This window comes from Bradyrhizobium sp. SZCCT0153, assembly GCF_018129995.1.
GTDB classification, from domain to species: domain Bacteria; phylum Pseudomonadota; class Alphaproteobacteria; order Rhizobiales; family Xanthobacteraceae; genus Bradyrhizobium; species Bradyrhizobium japonicum_G.
Window position 1 is genome coordinate 401,256 of record NZ_JAFCKS010000005.1, and the last position, 26,346, is coordinate 427,601.

The 26,346-nt window shown below is 64.3% G+C and carries 26 protein-coding genes; 13 read left to right on the forward strand and 13 right to left on the reverse strand.

All coding sequences use genetic code 11. The annotated features are described in order from the left end of the window. Positions 1-63: 63 nt before the first annotated feature. On the reverse strand, positions 64-984 hold the full coding sequence (locus JQ572_RS23295; RefSeq protein ID WP_211385385.1) for an amino acid ABC transporter substrate-binding protein: 921 nt from the start codon (positions 982-984) through the stop codon (positions 64-66). Between the two features lie 114 nt (positions 985-1,098). On the opposite strand from JQ572_RS23295, the gene JQ572_RS23300 reads away from it, so the two are divergent. After that, positions 1,099-2,058 carry a LysR substrate-binding domain-containing protein gene (locus tag JQ572_RS23300; protein ID WP_249129209.1) on the forward strand — a complete coding sequence of 320 codons (960 nt, stop codon included), beginning with the start codon at positions 1,099-1,101 and terminating at the stop codon, positions 2,056-2,058. 196 nt (positions 2,059-2,254) lie between these two features. Here the strand turns inward: JQ572_RS23300 and JQ572_RS23305 are convergent, their stop codons facing one another. Continuing rightward, complete coding sequence (locus JQ572_RS23305; protein WP_211385156.1) at positions 2,255-2,782, reverse strand: cupin domain-containing protein; 528 nt, start codon at positions 2,780-2,782, stop codon at positions 2,255-2,257. A 227-nt stretch (positions 2,783-3,009) separates the two neighbouring features. On the opposite strand from JQ572_RS23305, the gene JQ572_RS23310 reads away from it, so the two are divergent. Further along, positions 3,010-5,139, forward strand: coding sequence for an O-linked N-acetylglucosamine transferase, SPINDLY family protein (locus JQ572_RS23310; RefSeq protein ID WP_211385157.1), 2,130 nt, complete (start codon positions 3,010-3,012; stop codon positions 5,137-5,139). Between the two features lie 148 nt (positions 5,140-5,287). Here the strand turns inward: JQ572_RS23310 and JQ572_RS23315 are convergent, their stop codons facing one another. After that, on the reverse strand, positions 5,288-5,575 hold the full coding sequence (locus tag JQ572_RS23315; RefSeq protein WP_211385158.1) for an usg protein: 288 nt from the start codon (positions 5,573-5,575) through the stop codon (positions 5,288-5,290). 378 nt (positions 5,576-5,953) lie between these two features. On the opposite strand from JQ572_RS23315, the gene JQ572_RS23320 reads away from it, so the two are divergent. Together JQ572_RS23320 and groL are read left to right on the forward strand one after the other, a co-directional pair. Further along, positions 5,954-6,268, forward strand: a complete 315-nt coding sequence (locus JQ572_RS23320; RefSeq protein ID WP_211385159.1) for a co-chaperone GroES — start codon at positions 5,954-5,956, stop codon at positions 6,266-6,268. Positions 6,269-6,312: 44 nt separating this feature from the next. Then, positions 6,313-7,953, forward strand: a complete 1,641-nt coding sequence (gene groL / locus JQ572_RS23325) for a chaperonin GroEL (protein WP_211385160.1) — start codon at positions 6,313-6,315, stop codon at positions 7,951-7,953. A gap of 120 nt (positions 7,954-8,073) precedes the next feature. Here the strand turns inward: groL and lepB are convergent, their stop codons facing one another. Together lepB and JQ572_RS23335 are read right to left on the reverse strand one after the other, a co-directional pair. Then, on the reverse strand, positions 8,074-8,820 hold the full coding sequence (gene lepB / locus JQ572_RS23330) for a signal peptidase I (RefSeq protein ID WP_211385161.1): 747 nt from the start codon (positions 8,818-8,820) through the stop codon (positions 8,074-8,076). Between the two features lie 124 nt (positions 8,821-8,944). Continuing rightward, the gene (locus JQ572_RS23335) at positions 8,945-9,784 is read right to left on the reverse strand and encodes a LysR family transcriptional regulator (RefSeq protein WP_211385386.1); all 840 of its coding nucleotides are present in this window, start codon (positions 9,782-9,784) and stop codon (positions 8,945-8,947) included. Positions 9,785-9,915: 131 nt separating this feature from the next. On the opposite strand from JQ572_RS23335, the gene JQ572_RS23340 reads away from it, so the two are divergent. The 4 genes from JQ572_RS23340 to JQ572_RS23355 all read left to right on the forward strand — a co-directional run bounded on the left by JQ572_RS23340 (position 9,916) and on the right by JQ572_RS23355 (position 13,535). After that, a complete protein-coding gene (locus JQ572_RS23340; RefSeq protein WP_211385162.1) occupies positions 9,916-10,509 on the forward strand; it encodes a cysteine hydrolase family protein in 594 nt (197 codons plus the stop codon). A 13-nt stretch (positions 10,510-10,522) separates the two neighbouring features. Then, on the forward strand, positions 10,523-11,161 hold the full coding sequence (locus JQ572_RS23345) for a glutathione binding-like protein (RefSeq protein ID WP_211385163.1): 639 nt from the start codon (positions 10,523-10,525) through the stop codon (positions 11,159-11,161). 109 nt (positions 11,162-11,270) lie between these two features. Next, entirely contained in the window at positions 11,271-12,629 is a 1,359-nt protein-coding gene (locus tag JQ572_RS23350) for a caspase family protein (protein WP_211385164.1), read from the forward strand. An 81-nt stretch (positions 12,630-12,710) separates the two neighbouring features. Continuing rightward, the gene (locus tag JQ572_RS23355) at positions 12,711-13,535 is read left to right on the forward strand and encodes an SDR family NAD(P)-dependent oxidoreductase (RefSeq protein WP_211385165.1); all 825 of its coding nucleotides are present in this window, start codon (positions 12,711-12,713) and stop codon (positions 13,533-13,535) included. A 66-nt stretch (positions 13,536-13,601) separates the two neighbouring features. Here the strand turns inward: JQ572_RS23355 and JQ572_RS23360 are convergent, their stop codons facing one another. Further along, positions 13,602-14,708 carry a DUF2778 domain-containing protein gene (locus JQ572_RS23360; RefSeq protein WP_211385166.1) on the reverse strand — a complete coding sequence of 369 codons (1,107 nt, stop codon included), beginning with the start codon at positions 14,706-14,708 and terminating at the stop codon, positions 13,602-13,604. 657 nt (positions 14,709-15,365) lie between these two features. Here JQ572_RS23360 and JQ572_RS23365 point away from each other — a divergent pair. Both JQ572_RS23365 and JQ572_RS23370 read left to right on the forward strand, forming a co-directional pair. Further along, positions 15,366-15,890 (forward strand): FecR domain-containing protein, encoded by a 525-nt coding sequence (locus tag JQ572_RS23365; protein ID WP_211385167.1) that lies wholly within the window; start codon positions 15,366-15,368, stop codon positions 15,888-15,890. Between the two features lie 103 nt (positions 15,891-15,993). After that, positions 15,994-17,883, forward strand: a complete 1,890-nt coding sequence (locus tag JQ572_RS23370) for a CHASE2 domain-containing protein (RefSeq protein WP_211385168.1) — start codon at positions 15,994-15,996, stop codon at positions 17,881-17,883. Between the two features lie 126 nt (positions 17,884-18,009). On the opposite strand, the gene JQ572_RS23375 is transcribed toward JQ572_RS23370, so the two are convergent. Continuing rightward, positions 18,010-18,471: a MaoC/PaaZ C-terminal domain-containing protein gene (locus tag JQ572_RS23375; protein ID WP_211385169.1), complete on the reverse strand. Its 462-nt coding sequence runs from the start codon at positions 18,469-18,471 to the stop codon at positions 18,010-18,012. A gap of 279 nt (positions 18,472-18,750) precedes the next feature. On the opposite strand from JQ572_RS23375, the gene JQ572_RS23380 reads away from it, so the two are divergent. Beyond that, a complete protein-coding gene (locus JQ572_RS23380; RefSeq protein WP_211385170.1) occupies positions 18,751-19,206 on the forward strand; it encodes a MaoC/PaaZ C-terminal domain-containing protein in 456 nt (151 codons plus the stop codon). A gap of 197 nt (positions 19,207-19,403) precedes the next feature. Here the strand turns inward: JQ572_RS23380 and JQ572_RS23385 are convergent, their stop codons facing one another. The 4 genes from JQ572_RS23385 to JQ572_RS23400 form a co-directional block, all read right to left on the reverse strand. Beyond that, a complete protein-coding gene (locus tag JQ572_RS23385; RefSeq protein ID WP_211385171.1) occupies positions 19,404-20,906 on the reverse strand; it encodes a glycosyltransferase family 39 protein in 1,503 nt (500 codons plus the stop codon). A gap of 6 nt (positions 20,907-20,912) precedes the next feature. After that, entirely contained in the window at positions 20,913-22,058 is a 1,146-nt protein-coding gene (locus JQ572_RS23390; RefSeq protein ID WP_211385172.1) for a glycosyltransferase family 2 protein, read from the reverse strand. Positions 22,059-22,323: 265 nt separating this feature from the next. Continuing rightward, the gene (locus JQ572_RS23395) at positions 22,324-22,518 is read right to left on the reverse strand and encodes a hypothetical protein (RefSeq protein WP_211385173.1); all 195 of its coding nucleotides are present in this window, start codon (positions 22,516-22,518) and stop codon (positions 22,324-22,326) included. A gap of 91 nt (positions 22,519-22,609) precedes the next feature. Further along, positions 22,610-22,990 (reverse strand): hypothetical protein, encoded by a 381-nt coding sequence (locus JQ572_RS23400; RefSeq protein WP_211385174.1) that lies wholly within the window; start codon positions 22,988-22,990, stop codon positions 22,610-22,612. A gap of 118 nt (positions 22,991-23,108) precedes the next feature. Here JQ572_RS23400 and JQ572_RS23405 point away from each other — a divergent pair, with 118 nt between their 5' ends. Together JQ572_RS23405 and JQ572_RS23410 are read left to right on the forward strand one after the other, a co-directional pair. Then, positions 23,109-23,930 carry a DUF72 domain-containing protein gene (locus JQ572_RS23405; protein WP_211385175.1) on the forward strand — a complete coding sequence of 274 codons (822 nt, stop codon included), beginning with the start codon at positions 23,109-23,111 and terminating at the stop codon, positions 23,928-23,930. Between the two features lie 9 nt (positions 23,931-23,939). Next, on the forward strand, positions 23,940-24,401 hold the full coding sequence (locus JQ572_RS23410) for a DUF488 domain-containing protein (RefSeq protein WP_211385176.1): 462 nt from the start codon (positions 23,940-23,942) through the stop codon (positions 24,399-24,401). Between the two features lies 1 nt (position 24,402). Here JQ572_RS23410 and JQ572_RS23415 read toward each other — a convergent pair whose 3' ends face one another. Together JQ572_RS23415 and JQ572_RS23420 are read right to left on the reverse strand one after the other, a co-directional pair. After that, positions 24,403-25,317, reverse strand: a complete 915-nt coding sequence (locus tag JQ572_RS23415) for a PhzF family phenazine biosynthesis protein (protein WP_211385177.1) — start codon at positions 25,315-25,317, stop codon at positions 24,403-24,405. Between the two features lie 127 nt (positions 25,318-25,444). Next, positions 25,445-26,338, reverse strand: a complete 894-nt coding sequence (locus JQ572_RS23420; protein WP_211385178.1) for an amidohydrolase family protein — start codon at positions 26,336-26,338, stop codon at positions 25,445-25,447. Positions 26,339-26,346: the final 8 nt, after the last annotated feature.

Consider the following 26,346-nt stretch of genomic DNA (forward strand, 5'->3'; position numbering starts at 1 on the left):
AGAGCCCGCCGAGTTTGTCTCGTGTTGATGTGCCATCGGAGGACCTCTCAAGCACTTGGCGCGTCATTCGTAGACTGCCGGGTCGCCGGAATCGGTCGGGTTGGCCAGCGCCCGCTTGAGCGCGGTGCTCATCGGAAATTTCAGGTTGAGGCCATGTGGTGGGATTGGGGAATTGAAATATTTGTCGTAGAGCGCCGCGATCTGCCCGCTCTTCATCAGGTCGATCACGGCATCGTCGACCACCTTCTTGAAAGCAGGATCATCCTTGGGTTCGACGATACCGTAGGGCGCGAGTTCAAGACTCTTGCTGCCGATCACGAAATCATCCGGCGTCCTGGACGAGGCGACCGTGGCATAGGCGAGACCGTCATCGTTGGCTGTGCCGGCCACCCTGCCCGTCGAGACCAGCAAGAAGGTCTCCGCGGTATCCTTGGCCGGCACGAGCGTGATGCCAAGATTGTTCTTGGCATTGATCAGCGTAATCACCTTGAAGGTCTGGCCGCCTGCCTGGGCCGAGATGGCCTTGCCGCGGAACGAAGCCGGGTCGTTGACATCGACCCCGCCATTCTTGCGTGCGACGAGGACGACCTGCGCAACGAAGATGGTGGGAGAAAAGGCGGCGAGTTTATGTCGCTCGACATTATTGGTCGTGTTGCCGCATTCGAGATCGATCGTCCCGTTGGCGAGCAGCTGAATGCGTGTCGCCGAGGTTGTGGGGTTATAGCGGGTCTCGAGCTTGGGGAGCTTGAGGGCTGTCTTGATCGCCTGCACCACCCGTTCACAGATTTCCACGGTGTAGCCGATCGGCTTCTGATTATCGTCGAGATAGGCGAAGGGCACCGAGGTCTCGGGATACCCCAATGTGATCGAGCCGTTCTCACGGATCTTGTCCAGCCTGCTCGCACCCTGGGCCATGGCCTCGCCGGAAATAAGAACTACAGCGATGGTCGCCGCGGCGAGTGCCTTGATCCTTGTCGCTTTCATGTCGTCCCTCTCTTGGCGAATGTCCGTGACGCCGTCCGCGGTGGGTGAGCAATGACAGGACAGCTCCGTGCGAGCGGCTGCATGCTCTGGACTATCGTCCAAAAGCCCGATCTGATGAAATTCCAGTTTCACACTCCCCTATACGGATTTGATATGGCCACCAGACGCATGGGCTTGAAGCACGTGGAGGCTTTTCGGGCGGTCTTCGTGACGGGATCGATGACGCAGGCGGCGCAGCGCATGCATACCTCGCAACCCCAGATCAGCCGCCTGATCGGACAGTTGGAGGCGATCACGCAATTCCCGCTGTTCGACCGCAGTGGCGGCCGCCTGCGTCCCACCGTGGACGGGTCGCGCTTTTTCCAGGAGGTCGAGAAGACTTTCATCGGCCTGGCGGGACTGGAGGCCAGCGCAGCCAGCATCCGCTCGTTCGGCATGGGTCGGCTAAGCGTTGCGGCGATGCCGCGCCTGGCCGGCGGCCTGCTGACGCGCATAGCGGCGCGCTTCAAGCTGGACTATCCGCATGTGATGATCTCGATCCGATCCGGCACGGCGAGCGCCGTGCACGACTGGGTCAGCTCCGGGCTTTGCGACACCGGGTTGGCAATGCTCTACGGCGAGGTTGCGGGGGTGCATGTCGAGCCGGTGCTCAAGACCCGTTGCGTCGCGATCATGCCGAAGGCGCATCGTCTTGCACAGAAGAAGACGCTGCGCCCTGCCGATTTCGCCGATGACGCCTTCATCTCCTTCGCCACGGGGAGTCCGCTCCACGATCGCATCGATACGATCTTCGCGCAGGCTGGCGTCACCCGCCGCGTCGTTGCCGAAACCGATCTGGGCGCATCGGTTTGTGCCCTGGTCGCGGCGGGTCTCGGCATCAGTATTATCAACCCGATTGCCGCACATGACGAAAGCTCTGGCGCGGCGCTGATCACGCGCCCCTTCAACCCTGCAGTCCCCGTCACGATCGCGCTGCTCTATCCGCCCTATGCCGCGCGCGGCCGGTTGATCGATGTTTTTGGCGAATATGCTCGCAGGATCATGAACGAAGAACTGGACTATCTTGAGCGGTAGTCGGCCGATAGCTGCCGTAGCCCGGATGGAGCGAAGCGCAATCCGGGCTACAAGGCACCCGTCATTGCGAGCGTAGCAAAGCAATCCAGAAATTTATCCGCGGAGACAGTCTGGATTGCCGCGTCGCATCGGCGCAAAATTGCTTCGCAATTTTGTCGCGAGCTCCTCGCAATGACGACCGAGAGGGTCGAGCGACCTACGCCTTCAGCTCCACCGTCTTGAACTCCGCCGGCAGGATCACCTCCAGCAGCTCGACGTCGTCGGAATAGTCCAGGATCATGTGCTTGATCTTCGGCGGCTGGGTCCAGGCGCTGCCTGCCTTCATCAGTGTCTCGCCCTCGCCGTCCATATAGGTCTTCACCCAGCCCTTGAGAACGTAGACCATCTGGAAGTCGACAGCGTGGAAGTGCAGCTTTGACACCTCTTCCGGATTGCAGGGGCCTTGCAGGCGGATCACATGCGCTTGCGCCAGGCCGTGGGTCGCATCGGCGATGCCGAGGTCGCGGTATTTTGCATAGGCGCGCAGGCCATCGGCCTTGAAGTCTTCCTCGCGGTGATGGCTGATCACGATGCGCTGCCTGGGACGTGCGGGCTTCTTCGGCGACGTCGCGCGCGCCTTCGTTTTCACCGCCTTGCGCGCGGACGAGCGCGCCGCGACCTTGGCTCCGCTCCGCTTCTTCACCACGGTCTTCGTTGCGGGTCTCGATGACTTTTGCCTGGCCATTGTCTGCCTCCCTGATCTGAGCCGCGCCCGCCGGACGGGTACAACATACGGGCAGACTATCCGCTCTTGAACGAGGCAGCAATTGCGGGGGCAATTGCGGCTTGGGCCGGTCACGCGATGACCCGACGGTCGTAGCTTGTCCCAGGCTGTCGTGGCGAGCCGCCGTCGTCTCGTAATAGCTCCCTCGCTGAATTAATCTCGCCGGGAGATTCTGGGGGATGTGATTCATGAGCAGCAGCGCAGGCCAGCGGGCATTTCAAAATGCCCGGTTGCAGAAACGGCAAAAAGCCGACGTGGCGCCGTTGCTCGAGCGCGCCCTCCAGATGCATAAGATGGGGCTTCTGCCCGAAGCCAAGGCCGCCTATCGCCAACTGCTGGAGCTCGCGCCCAATCAATTCATCGCGCTGCATTTGCTCGGCACTTTGGAGTCTGATGCCAAAGACTATCAGCAAGCCCAGGTACTGCTGAGCCGAGCGGTGACCGTGGATCCGCGATCTGCCGAAGCTCATATGAGCCTGGGCGTCGCGCTCAATGGCCTGGGACGTCACAATGAGGCCCGCGAGAGCTATCGAAAGGCTCTCGCCTTGCGATCCAACTACGCCTTGGCCCTGTCCAATCTCGGTAACGCGAACGCGGCCCTTGAGCTCTACCAGGATGCGCTCGAGAGCTTCGACAAGGCGCTCGCAATCAACGGAAACCTTTCCGAAGCCCATAACGGCCGGGGTTGGGCGCTCTGCCGCCTGCGCGCCTACGACGAGGCCATTGCAAGCCTGAGCCGCGCGCTGTCGATCAAGCCTGACTATGCCTCGGCGCTGGCGAACCGCGCCGTTGCATGGCGGGAGCTTCAGCGATTTGACGAAGCCATGGCGGATTGCAATCGCGCCATTGCCGTGGCACCCGGCGACGCGAATGGTTGGCTCTCGCGGGCCAATGTCTTGCTCCAAACCCGGCAAACCGCCGAGGCATCGCGCGATTGCGAGAAGGCTCTCGCCATCGATCCCGGCTTCGCTCAGGCCCACAGCCTGCTCGGCCAATGCTTCTTCGCACTCGGCCGGGTCGACGAAGCCCTCGCCAGTTTCGACAGAGCCCTTGAGCTCCAGCCTGACCTCGAGAGCACGATCTCCAGCAAGATATTTGCCCTCGATTTCGTGGGGGACGCCAGCGTCGAGCAGCATCAGCAGGCGCGGCAGGTATGGTGGGAGCGGATCGGCGCGAAAATCGCTCCAGGAGCAGCGGGACCGCACGACAACGGCCGCGATCCGGATCGCCGTCTGGTGCTCGGCTACGTCTCGTCCGATTTTCGGGTGCATTCGGCGGCTTTCGTTTTCAGGCCGGTCCTAGAGCATCACGATCCGGCACAGTTCGAGGTCGTGTGCTATTCGTGCTCACCGGGATCGGATGCAATGACCAGCGAATTTCAGGGGATCGCCGATCGCTGGCACGACGCCTCGCAATGGACCGACGATCATCTCGCCGCTCAGATCCGCGCCGATGGCGTCGATATCCTGATCGATCTGTCCGGCCATACCAGCGGAAACCGCCTCGGCGTTTTTGCGCGCAAGCCGGCGCCGATCCAGGTGCATGGCTGGGGCCACGGCACCGGCACAGGCCTGCCAACGATCGATTATCTGTTCTCGGACCAGGTCGCGATTCCTGTCGCGGTTCGGCATCTGTTTGCGGAGACCGTTGTCGACCTGCCGTGCTTTGTGACGCTGGCGCCGCTGCCGGCCGGGATTGCGCGGATGGAGGCGCCGGCGATCTCGAACGGTTTCGTCACATTCGGTGTCTTCAACCGCATCAGCAAGATTTCGGACGAGGCAGCGGACGTCTGGTCCAGAATTCTCGAGCGGGTGCCTGGGTCGCGACTGCTGATCAAGGATAGTGCGCTGGACGACCGGCTGGTCCGCGACAATCTGCTGGCGCGGTTTGCGGCTTGCGGGTTGCCCACCGAACGCGTCGATCTGCTGGGACGGACCTCGCGAGGCGAACATCTGGCAGCGTTCAATCGCGTCGATATTGCCCTCGACCCGTTCCCGCAGAACGGCGGCGTCAGCACATGGGAAGCCCTGCAGATGGGCGTGCCGGTGGTGGCCAAGCTCGGCAACAGCCTGCCCGGCCGTGCTGCCGGCGCCATCCTCACCGCGCTCGGCCTGCCGGACTGGGTCGCGGAGAGCGATGAGGCGTATGTCGACATCGCCGCCAGCCGTGGCTCGCAGATCGGCGAGCTGGAAAAGTTGCGCCGTGAACTGCCCGGACAGATCGGAGCTGCGGCCGCCGGCAACGCCGTATCATATGCGCAAGCGGTGGACGATGCCTATCGCACGATGTGGAAGCGCTATTGCGACGGCTGCGCCTGAGCCCTGCCCGATGCGCCGGCCATCTGGAGCCGCGCGGCCACCCTGAAACGAGATCGGCCAAACCGGCGATCGCAAGGCCCGCATCACGCGCTCTCTGCTTGCGCACGACGCAGCCATTCAAGCGACGAAAGCCAATTCGTCGGAGCCTTCAATGCAGCCGGAACACGCCGTCCACGGCGCGAAGCTCGGCCGGCTTGATCAGCTTGGAATGCGCAACCGTCACCGAATGAAGCGGGCCATCGAGCTTCTGCTGCCAGAAGGCGAGGAAGTCGGTCAGCGCCGGGAATTTCGGGAAGAGATCGTAATTCTGCCAGACATAGGTCTGAAGCAGTGAGGGATGATCCGGCATCCGGTAGAGAATTTCGGCCGTCGTCAGCCCGTAACCCAGCACCTGTTTCCGGAAGTCGTCGGAAACAACCCCAACCCGCGAGACCATGCCAACCTCCTTTTCAGGAGCGCATATCAAGGGGTGGCTTTCCGGTACGCTGCTTACGAGCCACCCGGTGGAGATGCGCTCACATGAGAGAAATGTGACGCAAACTGACAACCCATCTCAAGCCCAAAAGTTTAACAAGCTGTTGAAATTCAATGCGTTAGCAGCAGACCAAGCTCCGTGCTAATACGGTCCCGCAAAGCGGTTAACGATGGTAAAGGAAATTGGCAGACAGCGCTTTTGAGTGCTTATTTTTCTGCTAGAAGCCCTTGCCCCCGCAAAAATCCTGTCCTATTTGAGCTTAACCCGCATTAGCACTCGCGGGCATCGATTGCTAACACCCCTAAAACATCAATCTGAGCAAATGCTTAGGAGGACTGCATGAAATTCCGTCCGCTTCACGACCGCGTCGTGGTCAAGCGCATTGACGCAGAAGAGAAGACCGCTGGCGGCATCATCATTCCCGACACTGCCAAGGAAAAGCCCTCGCAGGGCGAAATCGTCGCCGTCGGCCCGGGTGGCCGCGACGAAGCCGGCAAGCTGATCCCGATCGACCTGAAGGTCGGCGACCGCGTGCTGTTCGGCAAGTGGTCAGGCACCGAGGTCAAGATCGACAGCGTCGATCTGCTGATCATGAAGGAAAGCGACATCATGGGCGTCCTCGACGTCCCCGCTTCCAAGAAGAAGGCGGCCTAAGAGCCCCCTCTCGCACCCAGCTAAACACCTAAGGAAAAATCCAGATGGCAGCTAAAGAAGTCAAATTCTCCGTCGATGCGCGCGACAAGATGCTTCGCGGCGTCGACATTCTCGCCAACGCGGTGAAGGTCACGCTCGGTCCGAAGGGCCGCAACGTCGTGCTCGACAAGTCGTTCGGCGCTCCCCGCATCACCAAGGACGGCGTCACCGTCGCCAAGGAGATCGAGCTCGAGGACAAGTTCGAGAACATGGGCGCCCAGATGGTGCGCGAGGTCGCCTCCAAGTCCGCTGACGCGGCCGGCGACGGCACCACCACCGCCACCGTGCTCGCCCAGGCGATCGTGCGCGAAGGCGCCAAGTCGGTTGCCGCCGGCATGAACCCGATGGACCTCAAGCGCGGTATCGACCTCGCGGTCGAAGCCGTGGTCGCGGACCTCGTCAAGAACTCCAAGAAGGTCACCTCGAACGAAGAGATCGCCCAGGTCGGCACCATCTCCGCCAACGGCGATGCCGAAATCGGCAAGTTCCTCTCCGACGCCATGAAGAAGGTCGGCAACGAGGGTGTCATCACCGTCGAGGAAGCCAAGTCGCTCGAGACCGAACTCGACGTCGTCGAGGGCATGCAGTTCGACCGCGGCTACATCTCGCCCTACTTCGTCACCAACGCCGACAAGATGCGCGTTGAGATGGACGACGCCTACATCCTCATCAACGAGAAGAAGCTCTCCTCGTTGAACGAGCTGCTGCCGCTGCTGGAAGCCGTGGTGCAGACCGGCAAGCCGCTGGTGATCGTGGCCGAGGACGTCGAAGGCGAAGCTCTCGCCACCCTCGTCGTGAACCGCCTGCGCGGCGGCCTGAAGGTCGCGGCCGTCAAGGCTCCGGGCTTCGGCGATCGCCGCAAGGCCATGCTGCAGGACATCGCGATCCTGACCGGTGGCCAGGCGATCTCGGAAGATCTCGGCATCAAGCTCGAGAACGTCACGCTCGCCATGCTCGGTCGCGCCAAGAAGGTGATGATCGACAAGGAGAACACCACGATCGTCAACGGCGCCGGCAAGAAGGCCGACATCGAGGCGCGCGTGTCCCAGATCAAGGCGCAGATCGAGGAGACCACCTCGGACTACGACCGTGAGAAGCTCCAGGAGCGTCTCGCCAAGCTCGCCGGCGGCGTCGCGGTGATCCGCGTCGGCGGCGCGACCGAGGTCGAGGTGAAGGAGCGTAAGGATCGCGTTGATGACGCGATGCATGCGACCCGCGCAGCTGTCGAGGAAGGCATCGTCCCGGGCGGCGGCGTCGCCCTGCTCCGTGCCTCCGAGCAGCTCAAGGGCCTGCGCACCAAGAACGACGACCAGAAGACCGGCGTTGAGATCGTGCGCAAGGCGCTGTCGGCTCCCGCTCGCCAGATCGCGATCAACGCCGGTGAAGACGGCTCTGTGATCGTCGGCAAGGTGCTGGAGAACAAGTCGTACGCTTTCGGCTTCGACTCCCAGACCGGTGAATACGGCGATCTCGTCAAGAAGGGCATCATCGACCCGACCAAGGTGGTCCGTACCGCGATCCAGAACGCTGCCTCGGTTGCCGCGCTCCTGATCACCACGGAAGCCATGGTCGCCGAGCTGCCCAAGAAGGGCGGCTCCGGCCCCGCGATGCCCCCGGGCGGCGGAATGGGCGGCATGGACTTCTAAGTCCAGCCACCTCGAGACCTACGAAACCCCGGCAGCGATGCCGGGGTTTTTGTTTTTGCTCGGCTCTTTCCACTCGTCATTCCGGGGCGCGCGAAGCGCAAGCCCTGACTGACGGAGATCTCACCACACCTTCCCGAGCCGCTCCATGTGCGGCTCGCCCTCTTCGTCGAGCGACCAGAATATCCGCGTCACGCGGCCGACCAGATTGTCCATCGGCACGAATCCGAACGTCGATATCAAGCGGCTGTCGGTGGAGTTGTCGCGGTTGTCGCCGAGCACGAAGAAATGGCCAGGCGGCACGGTGTAGGCGTCGGTGTTGTCGTAGTAGCCGTTGTCGACGCAGTCCTGCGTCACGTAGGACGCGCCGTTCGGCAGCGTCTCGCGCCAGCGCCTGGCTTTCGCGCCGTCATCCACGCCGCAGGTGGAGCCGGCAGCCACCGCCTTCAGAGCCACGCGTGTCGCCGGACGGTCGTTGAGGATGAGCTGGCCCTGCCGCATCTGGATGCGATCCCCGGGCAGCCCGACCACGCGCTTGACGTAGTCGACCGAAGTGTTCTTCGGCGTGCGAAACACCACGACGTCGCCGTACTCGGGTTCGGCAGCCCGGAAACGGCCGGAAATCCATGACGGTGCGAACGGAAAGGAATAGCGGCCATAGCCATAGGCATATTTTGCGGCGAAGACGTAGTCGCCGACGACCAGGGTCGGCGTCATCGAGCCGGAAGGGATGTTGAACGGCTGAAACAGGAAGATGCGGAACAGGAACGGCGGCGACCACAGCACCGGGATCAAGAGGATCAGGACGACGATCGCCTTCCATTCCCCGGATTTGGCCTGCGGCCGGATCGTTTCCTGCAGAATGGTCATGCGCCTGCCCTGATCAAACCGTAGCCATCACGGGATTACGCAACCTTCGCGCGCACGCAATCCCTGCTTCAATGGTTTTGTCGTGCAACGCTTCGACCGCGTTCAACAAGGCTGATCCGACGGATCAGCCGCGCGCGACATCGCCGAAGCAGCGGCGGATCCATTCGATGGTGAGCCGCGTCGCCGGATCGCGCTTGAGGTGGTTCTGCACCAGCAGCCAGACGTCGCGGCGCCTCGGCAGCAGCGTCGCGCGCAGGCTGCGGTCGGCGAGCAGCGGCCCGCAGCTATGCTCCGGCAGCACGCCGATGGCCTGGTGCGACTGGATCATGGTCCTGATGATGCGGATATTGTCGGTGACGCAGCGCACGTTGTTCAGACGCTTCGCCCGCAGGAACTGCTGTTCGGGGATGTTATCGAGCTCGTCCGGATAGACGCAGGCGACAGGCTCGCCGCCCGCGCGATCGGCGGGCTCGAAGAAATACAGCCTGACATCGCCGAGCTTGGAGATGGTGAAGTCGCCCTTCTCCGGCTTGCGCAGGCGGATGGCAAGGTCGGCCTGCCAGCGCGAGAATTTGACGTTGCCGCTGGAGGTGAGGAATTGCAGCGTCAGGCCGGGGTGACCGCGCAGGAAGGCGCTGGCGTGGGGCGCCAGCAGCTCCTCGGCGACCGCGTTGGTCGAGGCGATGCGCAGGCGGCCGACCGCGCCCGGCTGGCTCTCACCGATACGATCGATCGCCGCGACATGCGCGGCCATCGCGCCGACATGTTCGAGCACCGCTTCGCAATGGCGCGTCGGCCGGCGCTGGCCGTCGACCGCATCGAACAGCGGGACGCCGAGATCGCGCTGGATGCGTGCGAGCCTGCGGCCGACGGTGGTCTCGTCGATGCGCAGCCGCGCGCTGGCGCCGGCATAGGTGCCCTCGTCCCTCACCGCGGCGATGATGCGCAGATCATCCCAGTTCATGGCGATGAGCCTAGCAGGCACGACCGGATCCTGCAAATTTGCAGCCATATGCTGCAATAGTCCTGCACAATGGCAGGCCGACGCCGCGCTAGGGTGGCGCCATCCGACACCGCCCTGAAGGCCTGACCCGCATGACCGCTCCCAAGACCCTGCTCGAATTGTCCGGCGCCGACCTCACTCCGCCCAAGCTCGCCGATTCCTGCCTCGTGCTGATCGACATTCAGAACGAATATTGCGCCGGCCCCCTCGCCTTGCCGGATGCGGAGCCCGCGATCGCCGTCGCCGCGCGCCTGCTCGCCCGCGCGCGGGCAAGCGGCGGTGCGATCATCCATATCGCGCACAAGGGACGTGCCGGCAGCCTGTTCGACCGCGAGGCCGAGCGCGGCGCGATCGTCAGGAGCCTGACGCCGCTCGCGAGCGAAGCCGTGATCGAGAAGGCGCTGCCGAACGCTTTTTCCGGCACCGACCTGCAGGCCCGGCTGGCCGCAACCGGACGCATCAACATCGTGCTGGCAGGCTTCATGACCCATATGTGCATCTCTTCGACCGCCCGCGCCGCGCTCGACCTCGGCCTGCGCACGACGATCGCAGCCGATGCCTGCGCCACACGCGATCTGCCCGACGGCCGCGGCGGAGCGCTTGCCGCAAGGACCATTCACGAGGTCGCGCTGGCCGAATTGTCGGACCGCTTCGCGATCATCGCACGAGCCGAAGCGCTGACCTGACGGAGCGTGAGCGATGCTGCAACTCTATTTCTTTCCGATGGCCTGCTCGCTCGCCAGCCGTATCGCGCTGATGGAGGCCGGCCTGGACGCGCACTATCATCTCGCCCACATCTGGACGAAGAAGGTGGTGGACGACGGCAGCGACTTCCGCGGCGTGTCGCCGAAGGGTGCGGTGCCGGTCCTGGTGCTGGAGAACGGCGAGCGGCTGACCGAAAGCGCGGCGGTGCTGCAATACATCGCCGACGCGAAGCCGGAGGCGGGCCTTGCACCCGGGTTCGGCGATCCCGACCGTTATCGCCTGCAGGAATGGCTGAGCTTCATCGGCGCCGAGATCCACAAGGCGTTCCTGTTTCCGACCTTCTGGTACAAGGACGACGGCTCGCTCGCCAAGCCGCGAGCGAGGATCACGCAGACCTTGTCGGTGCCCTCGGCGCATCTGGCGGACCGCGAATTCCTCGTCGGCAACCGCTTCACCGTCGCGGACGCCCATCTCACCTGGGCCCTGCTGCTGCTCCGTCCTGCCGGCGTCGACATCGCGCAATGGCCGGTTTTGTCGGCCTATCTCGAACGCATGCAGGCGCGCCCCGCAGTGCGAGAGGCGGTCGCGACCGAGTTGGCACTACGCAAAACCGTGGCGGCGAGCCCGGCGTGACAGGATGCCGCGGCCGCCACGTTTGACGGTTCCGCAGCGAGGGCGTTGATGCCGGCGCGGCATGCGCTAGTCTGGGGGATATTTTTCGACTTTTCCTCGGGCGGCATTCATGCGCGCAATTTCAAGATTTCACTTGCCCGGATTCTCTCTGGCCCTCCTTGCCTGCTGGCTCTGTGTTGCGACCGCTTCGGCGGAGACGCGGGTCGCGCTGGTGATCGGCAACGGCGCCTATGTCTCGACGGCGCAACTCCCGAACCCGTCGCACGATGCTGAAGACGTCGCGGCCTCGCTCAAGCGCAGCGGCTTCGAGGTCTTTCAGGGTATCGACCTGCGCCAGGCCGACATGCAGGACCTGACCATCCGCTTCGCGCGCGCCGCAAGCAGAGCCGACGTCGCCATGTTCTACTACAGCGGCCACGCGATGCAGTACAACGGCGTGAACTACCTGATGCCTGTTGACGCCGTGCTGACGGATGAAGCGGACCTCAAGCGCTTCGTGCGGGTCGACGACATCGTGAACGATCTGCAGCAGGCCAAGAACCTGCGCATCCTCGTGCTGGATTCCTGCCGCGACAATCCGCTGGCCGAAACCCTCAAGCGCTCCGCCGGATCCACGCGCGCCGCCTCGATCGGACGGGGCCTGTCGAAGGTCGAGGCGCCGCGCGGCACGATCGTGTCGTTCTCGACGCAATCCGGGCAGGTCGCCGCCGATGGCGCCGGCCGCAACAGCCCCTACACGACCGCGTTCCTGAAGCACATCGAGGAACCGCAGGAAATCGGCGACGTCTTCCGCGACATCAGCAGCGATGTCTATGACTCAAGCGGCAAGACCCAGCTCCCCGAGCTGTCGCTGTCGATCATCGGCAAGTTCTACCTGAACGGGCCGGTGTCGGTCACCTTGGCGCCAGCCGCGCCCCAAGCCGCGCCGCGGGCGGATCCCTGCGCAGCCGCAGAGGCACACTGGAAGGCCGCGGACAGCATCGGCACGCTGGGGGCCTACGAGGACCATCTCGCCAGATTCCCGAACTGCATTTTCGCGACGCTCGCCAGGGCGCGCGTCGAGGGGTTGAAACAGAAGACGGCGCTTGCGCCGGCGGCCGGCAACGCCCGAACCGGCGGCAGCAAGGAGTTTGACGGCAACTGGGACGTGACGTTGAATTGCCAGACCAGCGGCAAGGCGCAGGGCTTCACCAGAGCCCTCGCGGCAACCGTGACGAACGGCGTTTTTCACGCCGAGGCGCGGGGCTCGAGTGGTGTCAACCGGCTGGAGATCGACGGCCAGATCCCGGCGGACGGCAAGACGACCTTGAGCGCGCGGGGGACGACGGGGGCGAGCACGTATACGCTCAACAACATCGCGCCCGGCTCGCCCTACGCCTTTACGGTCGATGCGCAGTTCGATCGCACCCGCGGCAGCGGCAAGCGCAACGAGGCACGTTCCTGCAATCTGGTTTTCGTCAAACGCTGATCGTGCAATATCACGCAGTGCAGGCGACGGCGATCGGCTCGATCCCGCGGCGGACTGACATCTCACGACAGGAACAAGATCATGGCATCGCATGACGGGAAGAAGATATTGGCCGGCAAGGTTGCGCTCGTGACCGGCGCCGGGCGCGGGCTCGGCCGCGCCTTCGCGGAGAAGCTTGCCGCGCTCGGCGCCGATGTCGCCATCCACGGCATGCGCGAGAACGGGCCGGCTGAATATGGCGAGGGCACCACCCTCACCGCGGTGGCCGCGGAGATCGGCCGGCAATTCGGCGTTCGCAGTCGGCGCATGCTCGGCGACCTCACCAAGGGCGAGGACATCGCGCGCGTGGTTGCGGAGACGGAAGGCGCACTCGGCCCGATCGACATTCTCGTGCACAATGCCGGCGGCGATATCGCGGCCGCCGGCGGCAAGCCCGACCCGAACGACGCGGTGAACATCAAGGAGGCCGACGTCCGCGCGGTGCTGGAGCGCAATCTGCTCTCCACCATCCTGACCTGCCAGGCGGTCGCGCGCGGCATGATGGAGCGCCGTAGCGGTCGCATCGTCACCCTGGGCTCGGTCGCCGCTTTCAAGGGACGCACCAACGGCTCGATCTATGCGGTGTCGAAGGCCGGCGTGACCCATTACACGCGATGTCTGGCCGACCAGCTCCGCCCCTACGACATCGCCGTCAATTGCATCGCGCCCGGAGATACCCGAACCGGCCGCTTCCTCGGCACGCGCGCGGTGGACCCCGGCAGAATGGTCGAGACCGGCACGCTCGACCGGATCGCAACCGTCGACGAGGTCGCGCGCGTCGTCGAATTCTTCGCAGGCCCCATGGGCGCGTTCGTTTCCGGCCAGGTGCTGCGGATCGACGGCGGCGGACAGTGCTGGCCGGGCTGAAACGTCGCGCAAAAGGAAAAGGCCGCTGCGAGCGGCCCTTTCTGCATCACCAGGAATGAGCCGGGATCATTCGACCCGCGCCAGCACCGCGAGCTTGCGGATGCCCTTGTTGCGGTAGGCGTCGAGGAACGCGTAATAGTCCTTGAACGACACGCAGCCGTTGGAATCGCCATTCGGCCCGAGCATGAAGGTGTGCGCCAGCAGGCCGTCGCGGCCGTAGATCGCGCTCTCGCCGCCGATCGGGGTCAGGCGCAGCGCGGGCACGCCGTGGAACAGCGCCTCGCGCGGCTTCAGCATGTAGATGTGCGGCGGGGTCACGCCGCGCATGCGGACACGTGAGGAGCGCGGGTCGTCGAGATTGGAGCCGAGGCCGGAATGCGCCTCGAGCTTGGTGCCGTCCGGCAGATAGACCGTCCTGGCGGTGATGTCGTAGACCGCGGTGTCGCGCTCATAGGGCGCCGAACCGCCGAGCATGGGGTTCTGCTCCCGCGGCGCGATGGAGGCGGTCACGCTGGCGTCGGCCGAGGCATAGGCGAGCAGCCCGCCGGACGGCTCGCGCTTGCCCCAGAGCTTGTCCACCATCGACTGGCGCGGCCCGGTGATCGACATCACCGCAGCCTTGGCGCGATCGGCGAACGATTTTGGTTTTGCCTCAGGCGCCGGCACGATCTCGGCCGGATCAGCCGAGGCCAGTTGCACCGGTGCGTCGGCGCGCTTGGTCCTGGCAGAATCCTTGGCAGAATCCTTGGCAGAATCCTTGCCAGCATCGGCGATCCTGGCGGGAGCAGGCTTCAGCGCTTCCGCGACCTTCGCGATCACGCCCGGCTTCGCCGTGTCCTTGGCCTCGGCAACCTTGGTCGCAGGCGCGACGCTCGCGGCGTTCGACTGCACGCCTTGGGTCGCAGCCGCGGCAAAGCGCTCGTTGAACATCTCGCGCGAGATCGGAGCTGCGACCTGCAACCGGTCGGGCAACAGCGCAAAGGCTTCCTTGACGGCCTCGCCCGCCTCGCGCAGCGCGACCCTGGGCGCCCGCTTGATCACGGGTGCGTCGTAGCCGATGCTGCCGACGGTCGGATAGACGCTGGCAGCGAAGATGTTGCTGTACACGGTCCAGCCGGCGCCAAGCACGACGCAGCCGATCACGGCGGCGCCAAGCGCGTTTTGGGTGGTCATCTTCCGGGAAGGTTTCCGATAAGAATTGCTCGAGAATTCTTTGGACTTCCGTGCCGCGTTACTCTGCGCAGCGATACTCGTACTCATTCGCCTTGCGTCCAGGACGGTGTCACCAAGTCCCCCTTCGAAGTGCCGCTGGTCACGATCCGGGAACAGCATCTCGCAGAGGGTCGGAGCGTCATTAAGGCGACTTTTAGTTAAATGCGGATTAAGTTCGGGCAGATGTGAGGCATCGGGTTAACGCTGTCCCATTTCGAGAAAAAGGCCCGCAGAATTACGGACTTAGGCGAAGCTGTTAACCATAATTCTCGCCCGGTTCAGCACGGTCAGCGGACGTCTCCGGCCGCATCTCTAAACGCACCAACCAAGTCGTTTTCGTGGTCTTCGATACCCGGACGATAACGGGGAAGCATTGCGTGACGCTGGTGCGCAATAGCCTCCCTCCACCTCTCGAGGCACGCGTGGCGGGCCACTCACACACCGCACGGGGCGCTCACGCCGTGCGGCGCCGTGAGTGAAAGTTGATCGCGCCGGTCTGGAAAATGCCGCAGCGAGGAAATAGCTGCGGAAGCGGCACTGTTCAGCAGCCTCTGCGTGTGATACGGTACCGTATCAACATCGCCTTGAACTGTGCCGGGCACGCTAACGGAGGCTGGCATGAGAGAGTTCGCGCGCGCAGGGTTTCTCGCTCTGGCGGGGTCGTTTCTGTTGATCGGACATGCGATTGCCCAGCCTGCAGCCAATGTTGGCTGCACGGCGTCGCCGTCTGCCGCCGGAACGCAGACCTGGCGCTGCGACAACGGCATCACGATCGTTGCCGAAAGCGGCGCCAGATTTGAACTTAAGGACGCCAACCGCGACGGACATATAGACTCCGTGGAGTTGAGCAGCAGAGCGCTGCTGGTCGAGGTGCCCAAGAAGCCCGGCGGCAACCGCTTCAAGGTCCTGACGCCGCAAGCGATCGCCGCGGTGCGCGGCACGAAATGGGCGATCGATGTCGCGGAGGCCAAGACGTCCGTGTTCGTCGCCGACGGCCGCGTCGGGGTGAGCCGCAGGGCTCGTGGACGCGGCGTCGTTTTGGGCCCCGGCGAAGGCGTCGATGTCGAGGCAGCCGGCCCGCTGACCGTCAAGACATGGGGCCAGCCGCGCGTCGACGCGCTGATGGCAAGACTGGGCCAGTAAAACTTGGCCGGTAAGACTGGGCCAGTAAGACCAGGCCAGTCAGGCGGGGTCAATAAGGCCCGGACGAGCATTTGGACGATAGAAGAGATTGCAAAACGACCGCATGAGTAGCCGACGCGTTCAGATCCTGGTGGCACTCGTCCTCACCGCGCTGTGGGGCGCGGGCATTTATGCCGGCCACGCCAACGGCCATCTGCGCTTTCTCGATCGCCTCGAGGCAGCACTGACTGATTGGCGGACGCAGGTCCGCGGCGTGCAGGCTCCGCCCGATCTCGTCACCATCGTCGCGATCGACGACACCGTCGTGAAGCGCGGCGGCAGCTATCCGCTGCCGCGCGCCGATCTCGCCCGCGTCGTCGACACCATCGTGCAATTCAAGCCGAAGGTCGTCGCGATCGACCTGCTGCTGGTCGACCGCAGCGCCGCGATCGGCGACGCCACGCTCGCCAACACGCTCGCCACCGGCCCCATGGTCCTCGCCGCCGCGGCGATTTTCCCGTCGGCCAGCGAAACGATAGAGCCCGGCAGCCAGGGCGCCCTCGCCGCCCTGCCGCAGGCCGAGCGCTTCCTGCTGCCCCTGCAGGCCTTCGCCGACCATGCCGAGGTCGGCGTCGTCAACGTGGCAACCGGACAATCGGGCTCGCCGCTCTCGGTGCCGATGCTGTTCCGGACACGCGACAAGCTCGAGCTGTCATTCCCGTTGCGGGTCGCGGCGCGCGCGCTCGACAAGCCACTGACGATCGCGCCGGATCACCTGATGCTCGGCGACCGCGCGGTGCCCACCGATACCGACTTCGCGCTGCCGATCACCTATTACGGCCCGCGCCGCACCATCCGCACCGTCAGCGCGCAGAGCATCTTCGACGGCACGCTCAATCGTGCGGCGATCGAGAACCGGATCGTCGTGATCGGCGCCTCGGTCGCGGGCGGCGGCGACTTTTATCCGACGCCGTTCGATTCCCTGATGCCCGGCGTCGAGGTGGTCTCGACCGCGATCACCCATCTCGTCGCCGGCGACAGCATCGTGCGCGACCGCAAGGTCCACATCGCCGACGCGCTCATCGCGATCCTGTTGCCGATGCTGCTGGTGGGCCTGCTCGCCTGGCGGCGCAGCGCGCTCGGTATCATGGCCGCGGCGGCGGTGATGATCGCCTGGGCCGGGTTCAATCTGTTCGCGTTCACGCACGGCATCTGGCTGAACGGTGCGACCACGCTCGCTGCAGCATTGCCGCCGGTTGCGGTCTTTGCCGGCGTGCAGTTGTGGGCGGGAGGCCGCCGCACGCAATATTTCGCAGACAAGAGCCGGTCGCTCGCGCAATTCCAGGCGCCGGCGGTGCAGGAGTGGCTGGCGCGTGATCCGAATTTCCTGTCCAAGCCCGTCCGGCAAGATGCCGCAATCGTCTTCATCGACCTCTCCGGCTTCACGGCGCTCAGCGAGCGGATCGATCCAAACCAACTCCAGGACGTCCTGAAGGCGTTTCACGCCCTGATCGACAAGGTCGCGGTCGATTGCGGCGGCATGATCACCGGCTTTCTCGGCGACGGAGCCATGATCCTGTTCGGCCTGCCCGGCGCGATGCCCGATGACGCCGCACGCGCGCTGAAATGCGCGATCGACCTGCATCGCGGCGTCGAGCGCTGGATCGTGTCGCTGCCGTCTGCGGTCAGGGATCAGCTCGGTTTCAAGATCGGCGCGCATTTCGGTCCGATCGTCGCCTCCCGCCTCGGCGAAAGCCATCAGCACATCACGGCGACGGGTGACACCGTCAACGTCGCGAGCCGGTTGATGGAGGTCGCCGTCCAGAACGGCGCGCGGCTCGCGCTCAGCGATACGCTGCTGGATACGGCCGACTTCCACGGCGCGCCCGACGGCGTCCTGTCGGGCCCGCTGCTCACGCAGGTCCGCGGCCGCTCCGGCGTCGTGACCGTCTGGTTCTGGCGTGACCGGAACAGGCCAAGCCAGGCCGCGACCAAGGCCGAGATGATCGACTAAGACGTCTACTCATCAACGTCGGCCCTTGCCTCAAAAACGGAAGTCTCCCGCTCTCGGCGTTATCGGCGCTTGTGACCTGGAACAGACATCGGATCGGAAAACCAACCGAGCGCATCCACCTCACAGCTACGTCGATGCTTTTGCATCCGGTCGCCTTGCGACGAGAACACTGCCGACGCACTGCAGCACCGACTCTCGTCTTTGGTTGTGCAGGTGGACTTGGACGCGAAGGATTCCCGTATCGGGTCTCGACTTCGACTCGCGCTTCTCTAGGACAGTCGACTCATAGTCGAGTTCGTCGCCCGGGCGTACCGCATTCGGCAGCCTCAGCTCTTCCCAGCCCAGTCCGGCAAGTGCACGGAGCGGAGGCTGCCCTTTGTCGGTTAGAAAGATGAAGATCGCGAACGTGTGGGCGGCAGATGCCGACAGTCCTCCAAAGACGGAACGAGTGGCAGCTTCCTCATCGATATGGAAAGGCCGGGGGTCGTACTGCTTGGCGAACTGAATGATTTCAGCCTTGGAGACTAAATAGGGACCAGCCTTGCGGCTATCGCCGACTTCGAAATCTTCAAAATATCCGCTGGTCATCGGGTCAATCCTCCACGCGGTTTAACGAAGGGGACGGCATGAAACGGCTGACTTTCGGCCACTATATCCAGTGCCGATCAATATCACCACGTCCCCTTCTGGCACGAACCGTCAAGTTTGCGCGGTGCAAGGCCACGTCCGCAGTTGGGGGCAAAGCCGATCTGCCGGTTGAACGCCCAGACTCATCACTCTGACCCGCAACGGACATCTATCAAATCGTCCATTTCTGCCTTGACCCCTTCTGGTATTGTCTGTTGACCACAGCCGGTGGAGGCATCGATGGCCAACCTCTATTTCGAAGAACTGCAGATCGGAGGCCGCAGCACGGCTGGGCCCTATCTGGTCTCGAAGGAGGGTATTATCCGATTTGCGAAGGAATATGATCCGATACCCCGTCACGTCGACGAAGAAGTCGCCGCGCGCTCAGCCTTCGGAGGGCTGACTGCATCAGGTTCACATACCTTTGCGATTTACATCCTTTTGACTGGTCAGCTTCAACCGCATTTTCAAGTGCTCATGGGATTGGGTTGGGACGAGGTAAAACTGCCGAACCCGGTGCGCCCGGGTGATGAGCTCGATTTGGAAATGACGGTTCTGGAGATACGCGAATCGAAATCCAGACCTGATCGAGGGATCGTTCGAAACCGAAATATCTTGCGCAACAAAAAGCGCGAAACCGTTCTCGAATGCATCTCCAACATATTCGTTGAGCGGAGACCGAACGCGAGTGTGTAGGACTCGGTTGCACAGGGCGACTTCTGCTGATTGGCCCAACGCGGAAGTCCCGCTATGCCCGCTTTCCCGCCGTTGTCAGGGGCATAGCAGACATCAAGCGGCGTCCTTGCTTGTGAGTACACGCCCTAGCCGCGGCTGCCCGCCCAATAGTCGCTGCCGTTCCAGCGAACGCACGCGTTCGCTGGAACAACGAAGAACTACCGCGCTTCCGGCGGCGGCGAGCGGTCGAGGACGTCGCCGTTGGGATGTTCGAGCAGATCGATGCCGTAGGTCTCGACCACCAGCGGCCCGCGCTTGCGCTGCAATTGTGCGATTCGCGTCACCTTCGCAAAGAGGTCGTGGACGGCGGGACCGCCGTCGCTGCGCAGCTCGTCGACATAGAGCAGCTTGCCCGCAAGCAGCTTTGGATCTGGCTCGGGCATGTTGACCCAGCGGATGCGCTGGTTCTGCTGCACCACGCAGGTGCCGCGCGGCAGATAGAAAGCGAGCCAGCCGGTGGTGCCGTAATCCGGCGCAAGTACGCAGGTCGCACCGTTGCGCGCGCGGACCGCTTCGATCTCCGCGGCGAGCTCGCGCCAGCCGACGCCGACGCTGCGCACGGTCGCATCGCGGCGGTACCCGGACAGCCAGCCGGTGTTGGCCTGCACGATCAGCGCTGCGAACATCACGATGCCGACCGGCGCGGCCCAGCGCAGGCAGAAGTCAGCGAGGCGCCGCTGGCGCGGCTTCCACTGCACGAGATTGGCGGCAGCCGCCGCGGCGACCACGAAGGGCGGATAGACCGGCGCGAACCAGTTGGCCTCGACGCGCGCATGCAGCGAATGCCAGATGAAATAGGCGACGATGGTCCAGAACATCGTCTCGATCAGCACGCGCGAGGCCAGCGCGCCGGCGCGGCGCCAGGTCAGCGCGTGCAGCCCCATCGCGCCGAGGATGAAGACCAGCGGCGTTGCGAACGCGATCTGGGTCGGCACCAGTTCGGCGATGAAGACCGGACGGAAGTCCTCGATCCTTGCCCGCCCGAGCTGCTTTGCGAACGAAACCCATTGATGATCGGCATTCCAGAGGATCACCGGCGCGAACAGCGCGAGCGCAACGAGGCCGCCGAGATATGGCCAGGGCGAGAGAAACCAGCGCCGCAGTTTCGGCACGGCCGCGAGCCAGATCAGGATCGCCGGGCCGAAGAACATCGCAGTGTATTTCGACAGCAGCGCCGCACCGACGGCCGCGCCGACCGCGAGCCACCAGACGCCGCGGCCGGTCTCCAGCACTTTTGCGAGCAAGAACAGCACGAAGCTGGAGGCAACGAGCAGCGGCGCGTCGGGCGTGACGATCAGCGTGCCGACCGAGGCCATCATCGTGACATTGAGCAGGATGGCGCTGGTCGCCGCCACGCGCGCGCCGCCGAACAGGATCGCCGCGGAGCGATAGACCGCATAGCTCATCGGCAGCGCGAGCAGGATCGAGACCAGGCGGACGCCGAACTCGGTGTCGCCGGCGATCATGGTGCCGGCGCGGATGACGTAGGCGACCATCGGCGGGTGGTCGTAATAACCGCCCGCCAGATGCTTCGACCACATCCAGTAATAGGCTTCGTCGAAGGTGATCGGCGTGAACGCGGCCGCGACCAGCCGCAGCACCACGAGAGCAACAATCACCAGCGCGGTGTTGCGGACGATCCGCGCGTCAGCCCCGCCCATCGTGGGTTATTTCTTGCGCCAGACGAACAGTCCGGACATCGCGTAGTTCCACACCACGCCCATCAGCGCACCGGCCATGCCGGCCAGCCACCAGATCGGCTCCTGGTCGTAGACAGAGAAGGCGACGCCGACATTGGCGAGCAGGCCGACGCTGCACACGATGTAGAAGGCAATCAGGCCGCCCAGCAGCGCAAAGCCCTTCAGCCGCTGGTCGCGATAGGTGAGAAAGTTGTTGAGAACGAAATTGCTGGTCATGGCGACGACGGCGCCGGCGGCCTGCGCCTCCGCGAACGGCGCCTTGAACAGCTGAAGCGCGATGAAGAGCGTCGTCAGATGCACCACGAGGCCGATGCTGCCGACCATCGCGAACAGCAGGAAGCGCAGCGAGACGGCATCGTTGGTGAACTTCGCCAGCACCAGACCGAGAAAATCCAGCGCGACCATGGAATCGAGCTTGCTTTCGCCGTGCTGGCGTTCGCCGAACGTATAGGGGATTTCGACGGCGCGCAGGCTGCCATGCGCACTCGCGACCAAGTCGAGCAGGATCTTGAAGCCGTGCACGGAAAGCTTCGGCGCGAGCTGCTCGAAACGATCGCGGCGAACCATGAAGAAGCCGCTCATGGGATCGGCGATCTCGACCCGCAGCATCTTCTTGGCGACCTCGGTCGCCAGCGCGCTGGCGCCGGCGCGCTGCTTGTTGAAGCCTTCGCTCTTGTAGCCCTCGATGTAACGGCTGCCGACGACGAGGTCGGCCTGCCCGCTTGCGAGCAGCGAGAGCATTTTCGGCAGCTGCGTCTCGTCATGCTGGAGGTCGGCGTCGATCACGGCCGCATAGGGCGCACTGGAGGCCAGGATGCCCTCGATACAGGCGCCGGACAGGCCGCGGCGGCCGATGCGACGGACACAGCGCACGCGGCTGTCGCGCTGGGCCAGCGCGCGCACGACGTCCCAGGTGCCGTCCGGCGAATTGTCGTCGACGAAGACGACCTCCCAGGCTGTGCCGGCCAGCGCCGCCTCCAGCCGCCGGTACAGCACCGTGACATTGTCACGCTCATTGAAGGTCGGGACGACGACCGACAGTTCCGCCGACGGGGACGCCGCCTGCGGGGCCTGCGGCGGGTTGTCGGAGCCCGGTCTGATCGCTTCATTCATGACGGCAGCGTATATCCGTCGCGTGCTGCGCTGCCAAGTTCTTGCGCAGCCAGGATCTTGTGCCGACGATTCGGGGGCGGGGAACGGCCCAAAGGGGCCCTAAAATGCCAACGACCCCGGAACGGCGGACCGCGCGTACATCCGGCGCAGGCCATCTATTCCAAGGTCGTCCCAGCGCCGGAGTTTTTTGCTCAACGTCGCCGTTAAAAGTTAGATAGGAACGACAAAGCCGCATCGCAAGGGGCGAAAGACGCCTTTTCAGCCCCTATTGGTTCGGGACTTCCTTGATCACCGGCCCTCGGGGCGCCGGGGCTGCGGGCACCGCAGCGGGCGCCGGCTCGACCTTCGCGGGCTTGGGCGGCTTGCCGTACTGGCCGATCGGCCCGAAGACGACGGCGACCGCAAGCACGATCGCCGCGACGATCGCCCCCAAAATGCCACCCACCGACTCAGACGACATCGAAGCCCATCCCTGTTCCCGTTGCGCCCATTGATATCACGGATGAGCGCGGAGCCGGAAGGGCCTGCCGAACCGCAACGGTCAACGGGGGCTATTTCTGTGGCGGCCTGTGCTTGACGAAAGCCGTCACGATGTCCTTCTGCGCCGACTCCACCGCCCTGTTCGCAGTCGCGAGATGGGCGTCGGCATCGATGGCCGGATATTGCGTGGTGAGATAATCGAGCAACGCCACCCGGTAATATTGTCGCTCCGAGGGACAGGCGCCCGCGACCGAGCGGCCGAAGTCCTGTTCCGACAGACCCTGATTGCTGTCGCGCGAATATTCCCGCGCCAGGCAATGCCAGTAATCGTCGCGGCCCTGCATGGCGAGCTTCTGCGCGCCCTTGGAATCGTCGTCATCCGCCATGACTGAAGAGGTCATGGCAGCAGATGTCATCATGAAGAGCGCCGCTCCCAGCATCACCATCCGCATCTTGTTCTCCTTTTTCGCGGGTCCCGCCTGCGAGCTTAGACGGGACGTCGCAACTGGCCAATCACAACTGGTTTGATTAGGATCAGGGCCTCCCCTCCTCGTCGATGCGAGATTCCCCGTGGCCAAAGCAAAAACCGCGTCCAAAAAATCCGGCAACATCTTCATCGGCATCGGCGGCTGGACGTTCGAGCCCTGGCGCGGCGTGTTCTATCCGGAGAAGCTGACGCAGGCGAAGGAGCTGTCCTACGCCGCCTCGAAGCTGACCTCGATCGAGATCAACGGCACCTACTATGGCTCGCAGAAGCCGGAGAGCTTTCGCAAATGGGCGAGCGAGGTGCCTGATGGTTTCGTGTTCTCGGTGAAGGGGCCGCGCTTCGCCACCAACCGCCGCGTGCTCGCCGAGGCCGGGGATTCCATCAAGCGGTTCTATGATTCCGGCGTGCTGGAACTCGGCGATCATCTCGGGCCGGCGCTGTGGCAGTTCGCGCCGACGAAAAAGTTCGACGGCGCCGATTTCGGCAAGTTCCTCGAGCTGTTGCCGCGCAAGCTCGACGGCCGCGCGCTGCGCCATGTCGTCGAGGTTCGCCACGACAGTTTTTGCACGCCGGACTTCGTCGCGCTGATCCGCGAATTCGAGACGCCGGTCGTGTTCGCCGAGCACGGCAAATATCCGGCGATCGCCGACGTCGCCGGCGATTTCGTCTATGCCCGACTGCAGAAGGGCGATGACGAGATCAAGACCTGCTATCCGCCGAAGCAGCTGGATGCCTGGGCCCGACGCTTTCAGGACTGGGCCTCGGGCAGTGAACCCGACGATCTTCCGAAGGTTGACAAGACCAAGCCGAAGAAGGAGCCGCGCGACGTGTTCGCGTATGTCATCCACGAGGGCAAGGTGCGGGCGCCGGCCGGCGCCATGGAACTGATCGCACGGGTGAGCTGAGGGTCGCTCATGGCAAAGGCGAAGAAGCTCTTCACCATCGGCTACGAGCAGACGCCGCCCAAGGCGGTGCTGGACGAACTGGAGCAGGCCGGCGTCAAGCTCGTGGTCGACGTGCGCGCGGTGACGTCGTCGCGGCGGCCGGGCTTTTCCAAGAAGCAGCTATCCGCCGGACTCGACGAGCGCGGCATCGCCTATGTCCATCTCGCCGCGCTCGGCACGCCGAAGGAAGGTCGTCTCGCCGCGCGCAGCGGGCAATACGACGTGCTGGAGAAGATCTACGCACGGCACCTGAAGACGCCGCAGGCCAAAGAAGAGATGGACGAACTCTCGGCGCTGGTGAAGCAGGCCGGTCCCGTCTGCCTGCTCTGCTACGAGCGCGACCACACCCACTGCCACCGCCAGATGATCGCGGAGGTCATCGAGGAGCGCGATGGCGTGGCGGTGAGGAATCTTGCTGGGCGGCAGGTCTAGCCTACCCTTCCCCCGCCAGATTGAACGTCCCCTCCATCATCTGCACGCAGCTGCCGCCGACATGGGCCGAGACGATCTTGCCGTCCTGTTTGCGCGCGCGGGTCAGCAGCAGGCTCGGCCGGCCCATGTCGAAGCCCTGGCCGACCGTCAGCTTCAATTCGCCATCGCGCGTGGGATCGAGCTCGGCGAACAGCGCGGCGGCGGCGACCGTGGCGCTGCCGGTGGCGGGATCCTCGATCAAGCCGCTGGCGCCGGGGAAGAACATCCGCGCCTGGCGCTCGCATGGCGCCTCCACCGAAGGCACGTCGCGCGTGTAGAAATAGACCGAGAAGGCGCCGTCCCGCGGCAATACCCTGCCGAAAGCGGTCGCATCGGGCTTTGCGCGTCGCACGGCATCGCGAGAGCGCACTTCCGCCACCACGAAAGGCGTTCCGACGCCGACGACCTGCGGCGCGTGGTGGTCGGTCACGATGTCCTCCGCAGTCAGGGAGATGCAGGCCGCGACCTCGGCGGTGGAAAGCTGCGCAAGCCGCGACAATTGCTGGGGCGCCGTCAGCTCCGTGCTGACCACCCGGCCCTGCACCCTCACGATATCGACCGGCACGAGCCCGGCCTTCTCCTCGAACAGCAGGCGCGGCTTCGGTTCTTTCGCGAGGCTCGCCAGCACGAAGGCAGTACCGACATTGGGATGGCCGGCGAAGGGCAGCTCCCTCACCGGCGTGAAGATGCGCACCTCGGCGTCATTGGCCTTGTCGCGCGGCGGCAGCACGAAGGTGGTCTCGGAATAGTTGAACTCGATCGCGATCGCCTGCATCTGCGCGGTCGAAAGCCCGCCGGCATCGAGCACGACGGCGAGCTGGTTGCCGCCGAAAGCGCGGTCGGTGAACACGTCGACGGTGATGTAGCGGCGCTGCATCGTTCGCTTCCTCTTCACACAAGTCGCGGCCACGAGCGCGCCGCATCGCCGGCACTCTACAGGCCGTCGACATCGCTCGTCATGCCCCAAAATTCGGAGCAATCGGAGCAATCGCGCAAAGCGAAATTCAGAAGCGGAAGAGCGGACGCGGCGACGCCAGCACTTGCGCGCGCTCGCTTTGATCGGCGATCAGCGCGTCGAGAAATTGCCGGTTATTCGCGTAAGCCTGCGACGCCTCGAACTGCGTGTGCGGCCAGTCGCTGCCCCACAACAGGCGATCAGGTCCGTAAGCGTCGCGCAGCAGCGGATAGGCCGCCTTCGCAAGGTCTTCGCCGGCCGCGCCGTTGCGATACGGCGCGGAAATCTTGACCCAGACGTTCCGCGTCGCACCGAGCTTCAGCACCGAGCGAAAGCCGGAATCGTCGACGCCGAGCTTCGGATCGGGCAGCGCATAGTGATCGAGCACGACGGAGACGCCGCGATCGAGAAGCTGCGGCGCGAGCACGGCGAGATCGGTGGCATTGCGCTGGATTTCGACCTGCCAGCCCATGGTTTTCACCTCTGCCAGCAGCGCCTTCCATTCGGCAGCGCCTAAATCCGGCAGGGGCTGGCCGACGAGATTGAGACGGATGCCGACCACGCCGGCGCGGTCGAGCGCGCGCAGTTCGTCCGCGGTGATCGTGGGATCGATCACGGCGATGGCGCGCAGGCGGCCCCCCGCCTGTTTCAGACATTCGACCAGGTAGGAATTGTCGGTACCGAGAAAGCTCGGCTGCACCAGCACGCCATGGGTCATGCCGTTGCGGTCGAGCTGCTCCAGATAAAGCGCGAGCGGCGCGTCGTAGTCAGGCGCATAGCGCCGGCCCGGCGCGAGCTTGAGGCCGCGATGGAAGGCATGGGCGTGGGTATCGATCGTCGGCAAGGCCGCCTTACTCCTGGGTGTGGTCGCGGCCATCGTCACGAGCGATGCGAGGCCCGCGGCAAACCGGCGGCGCGTGAGGTGGCGCTGGCCGAGTGCCATGGCAGATC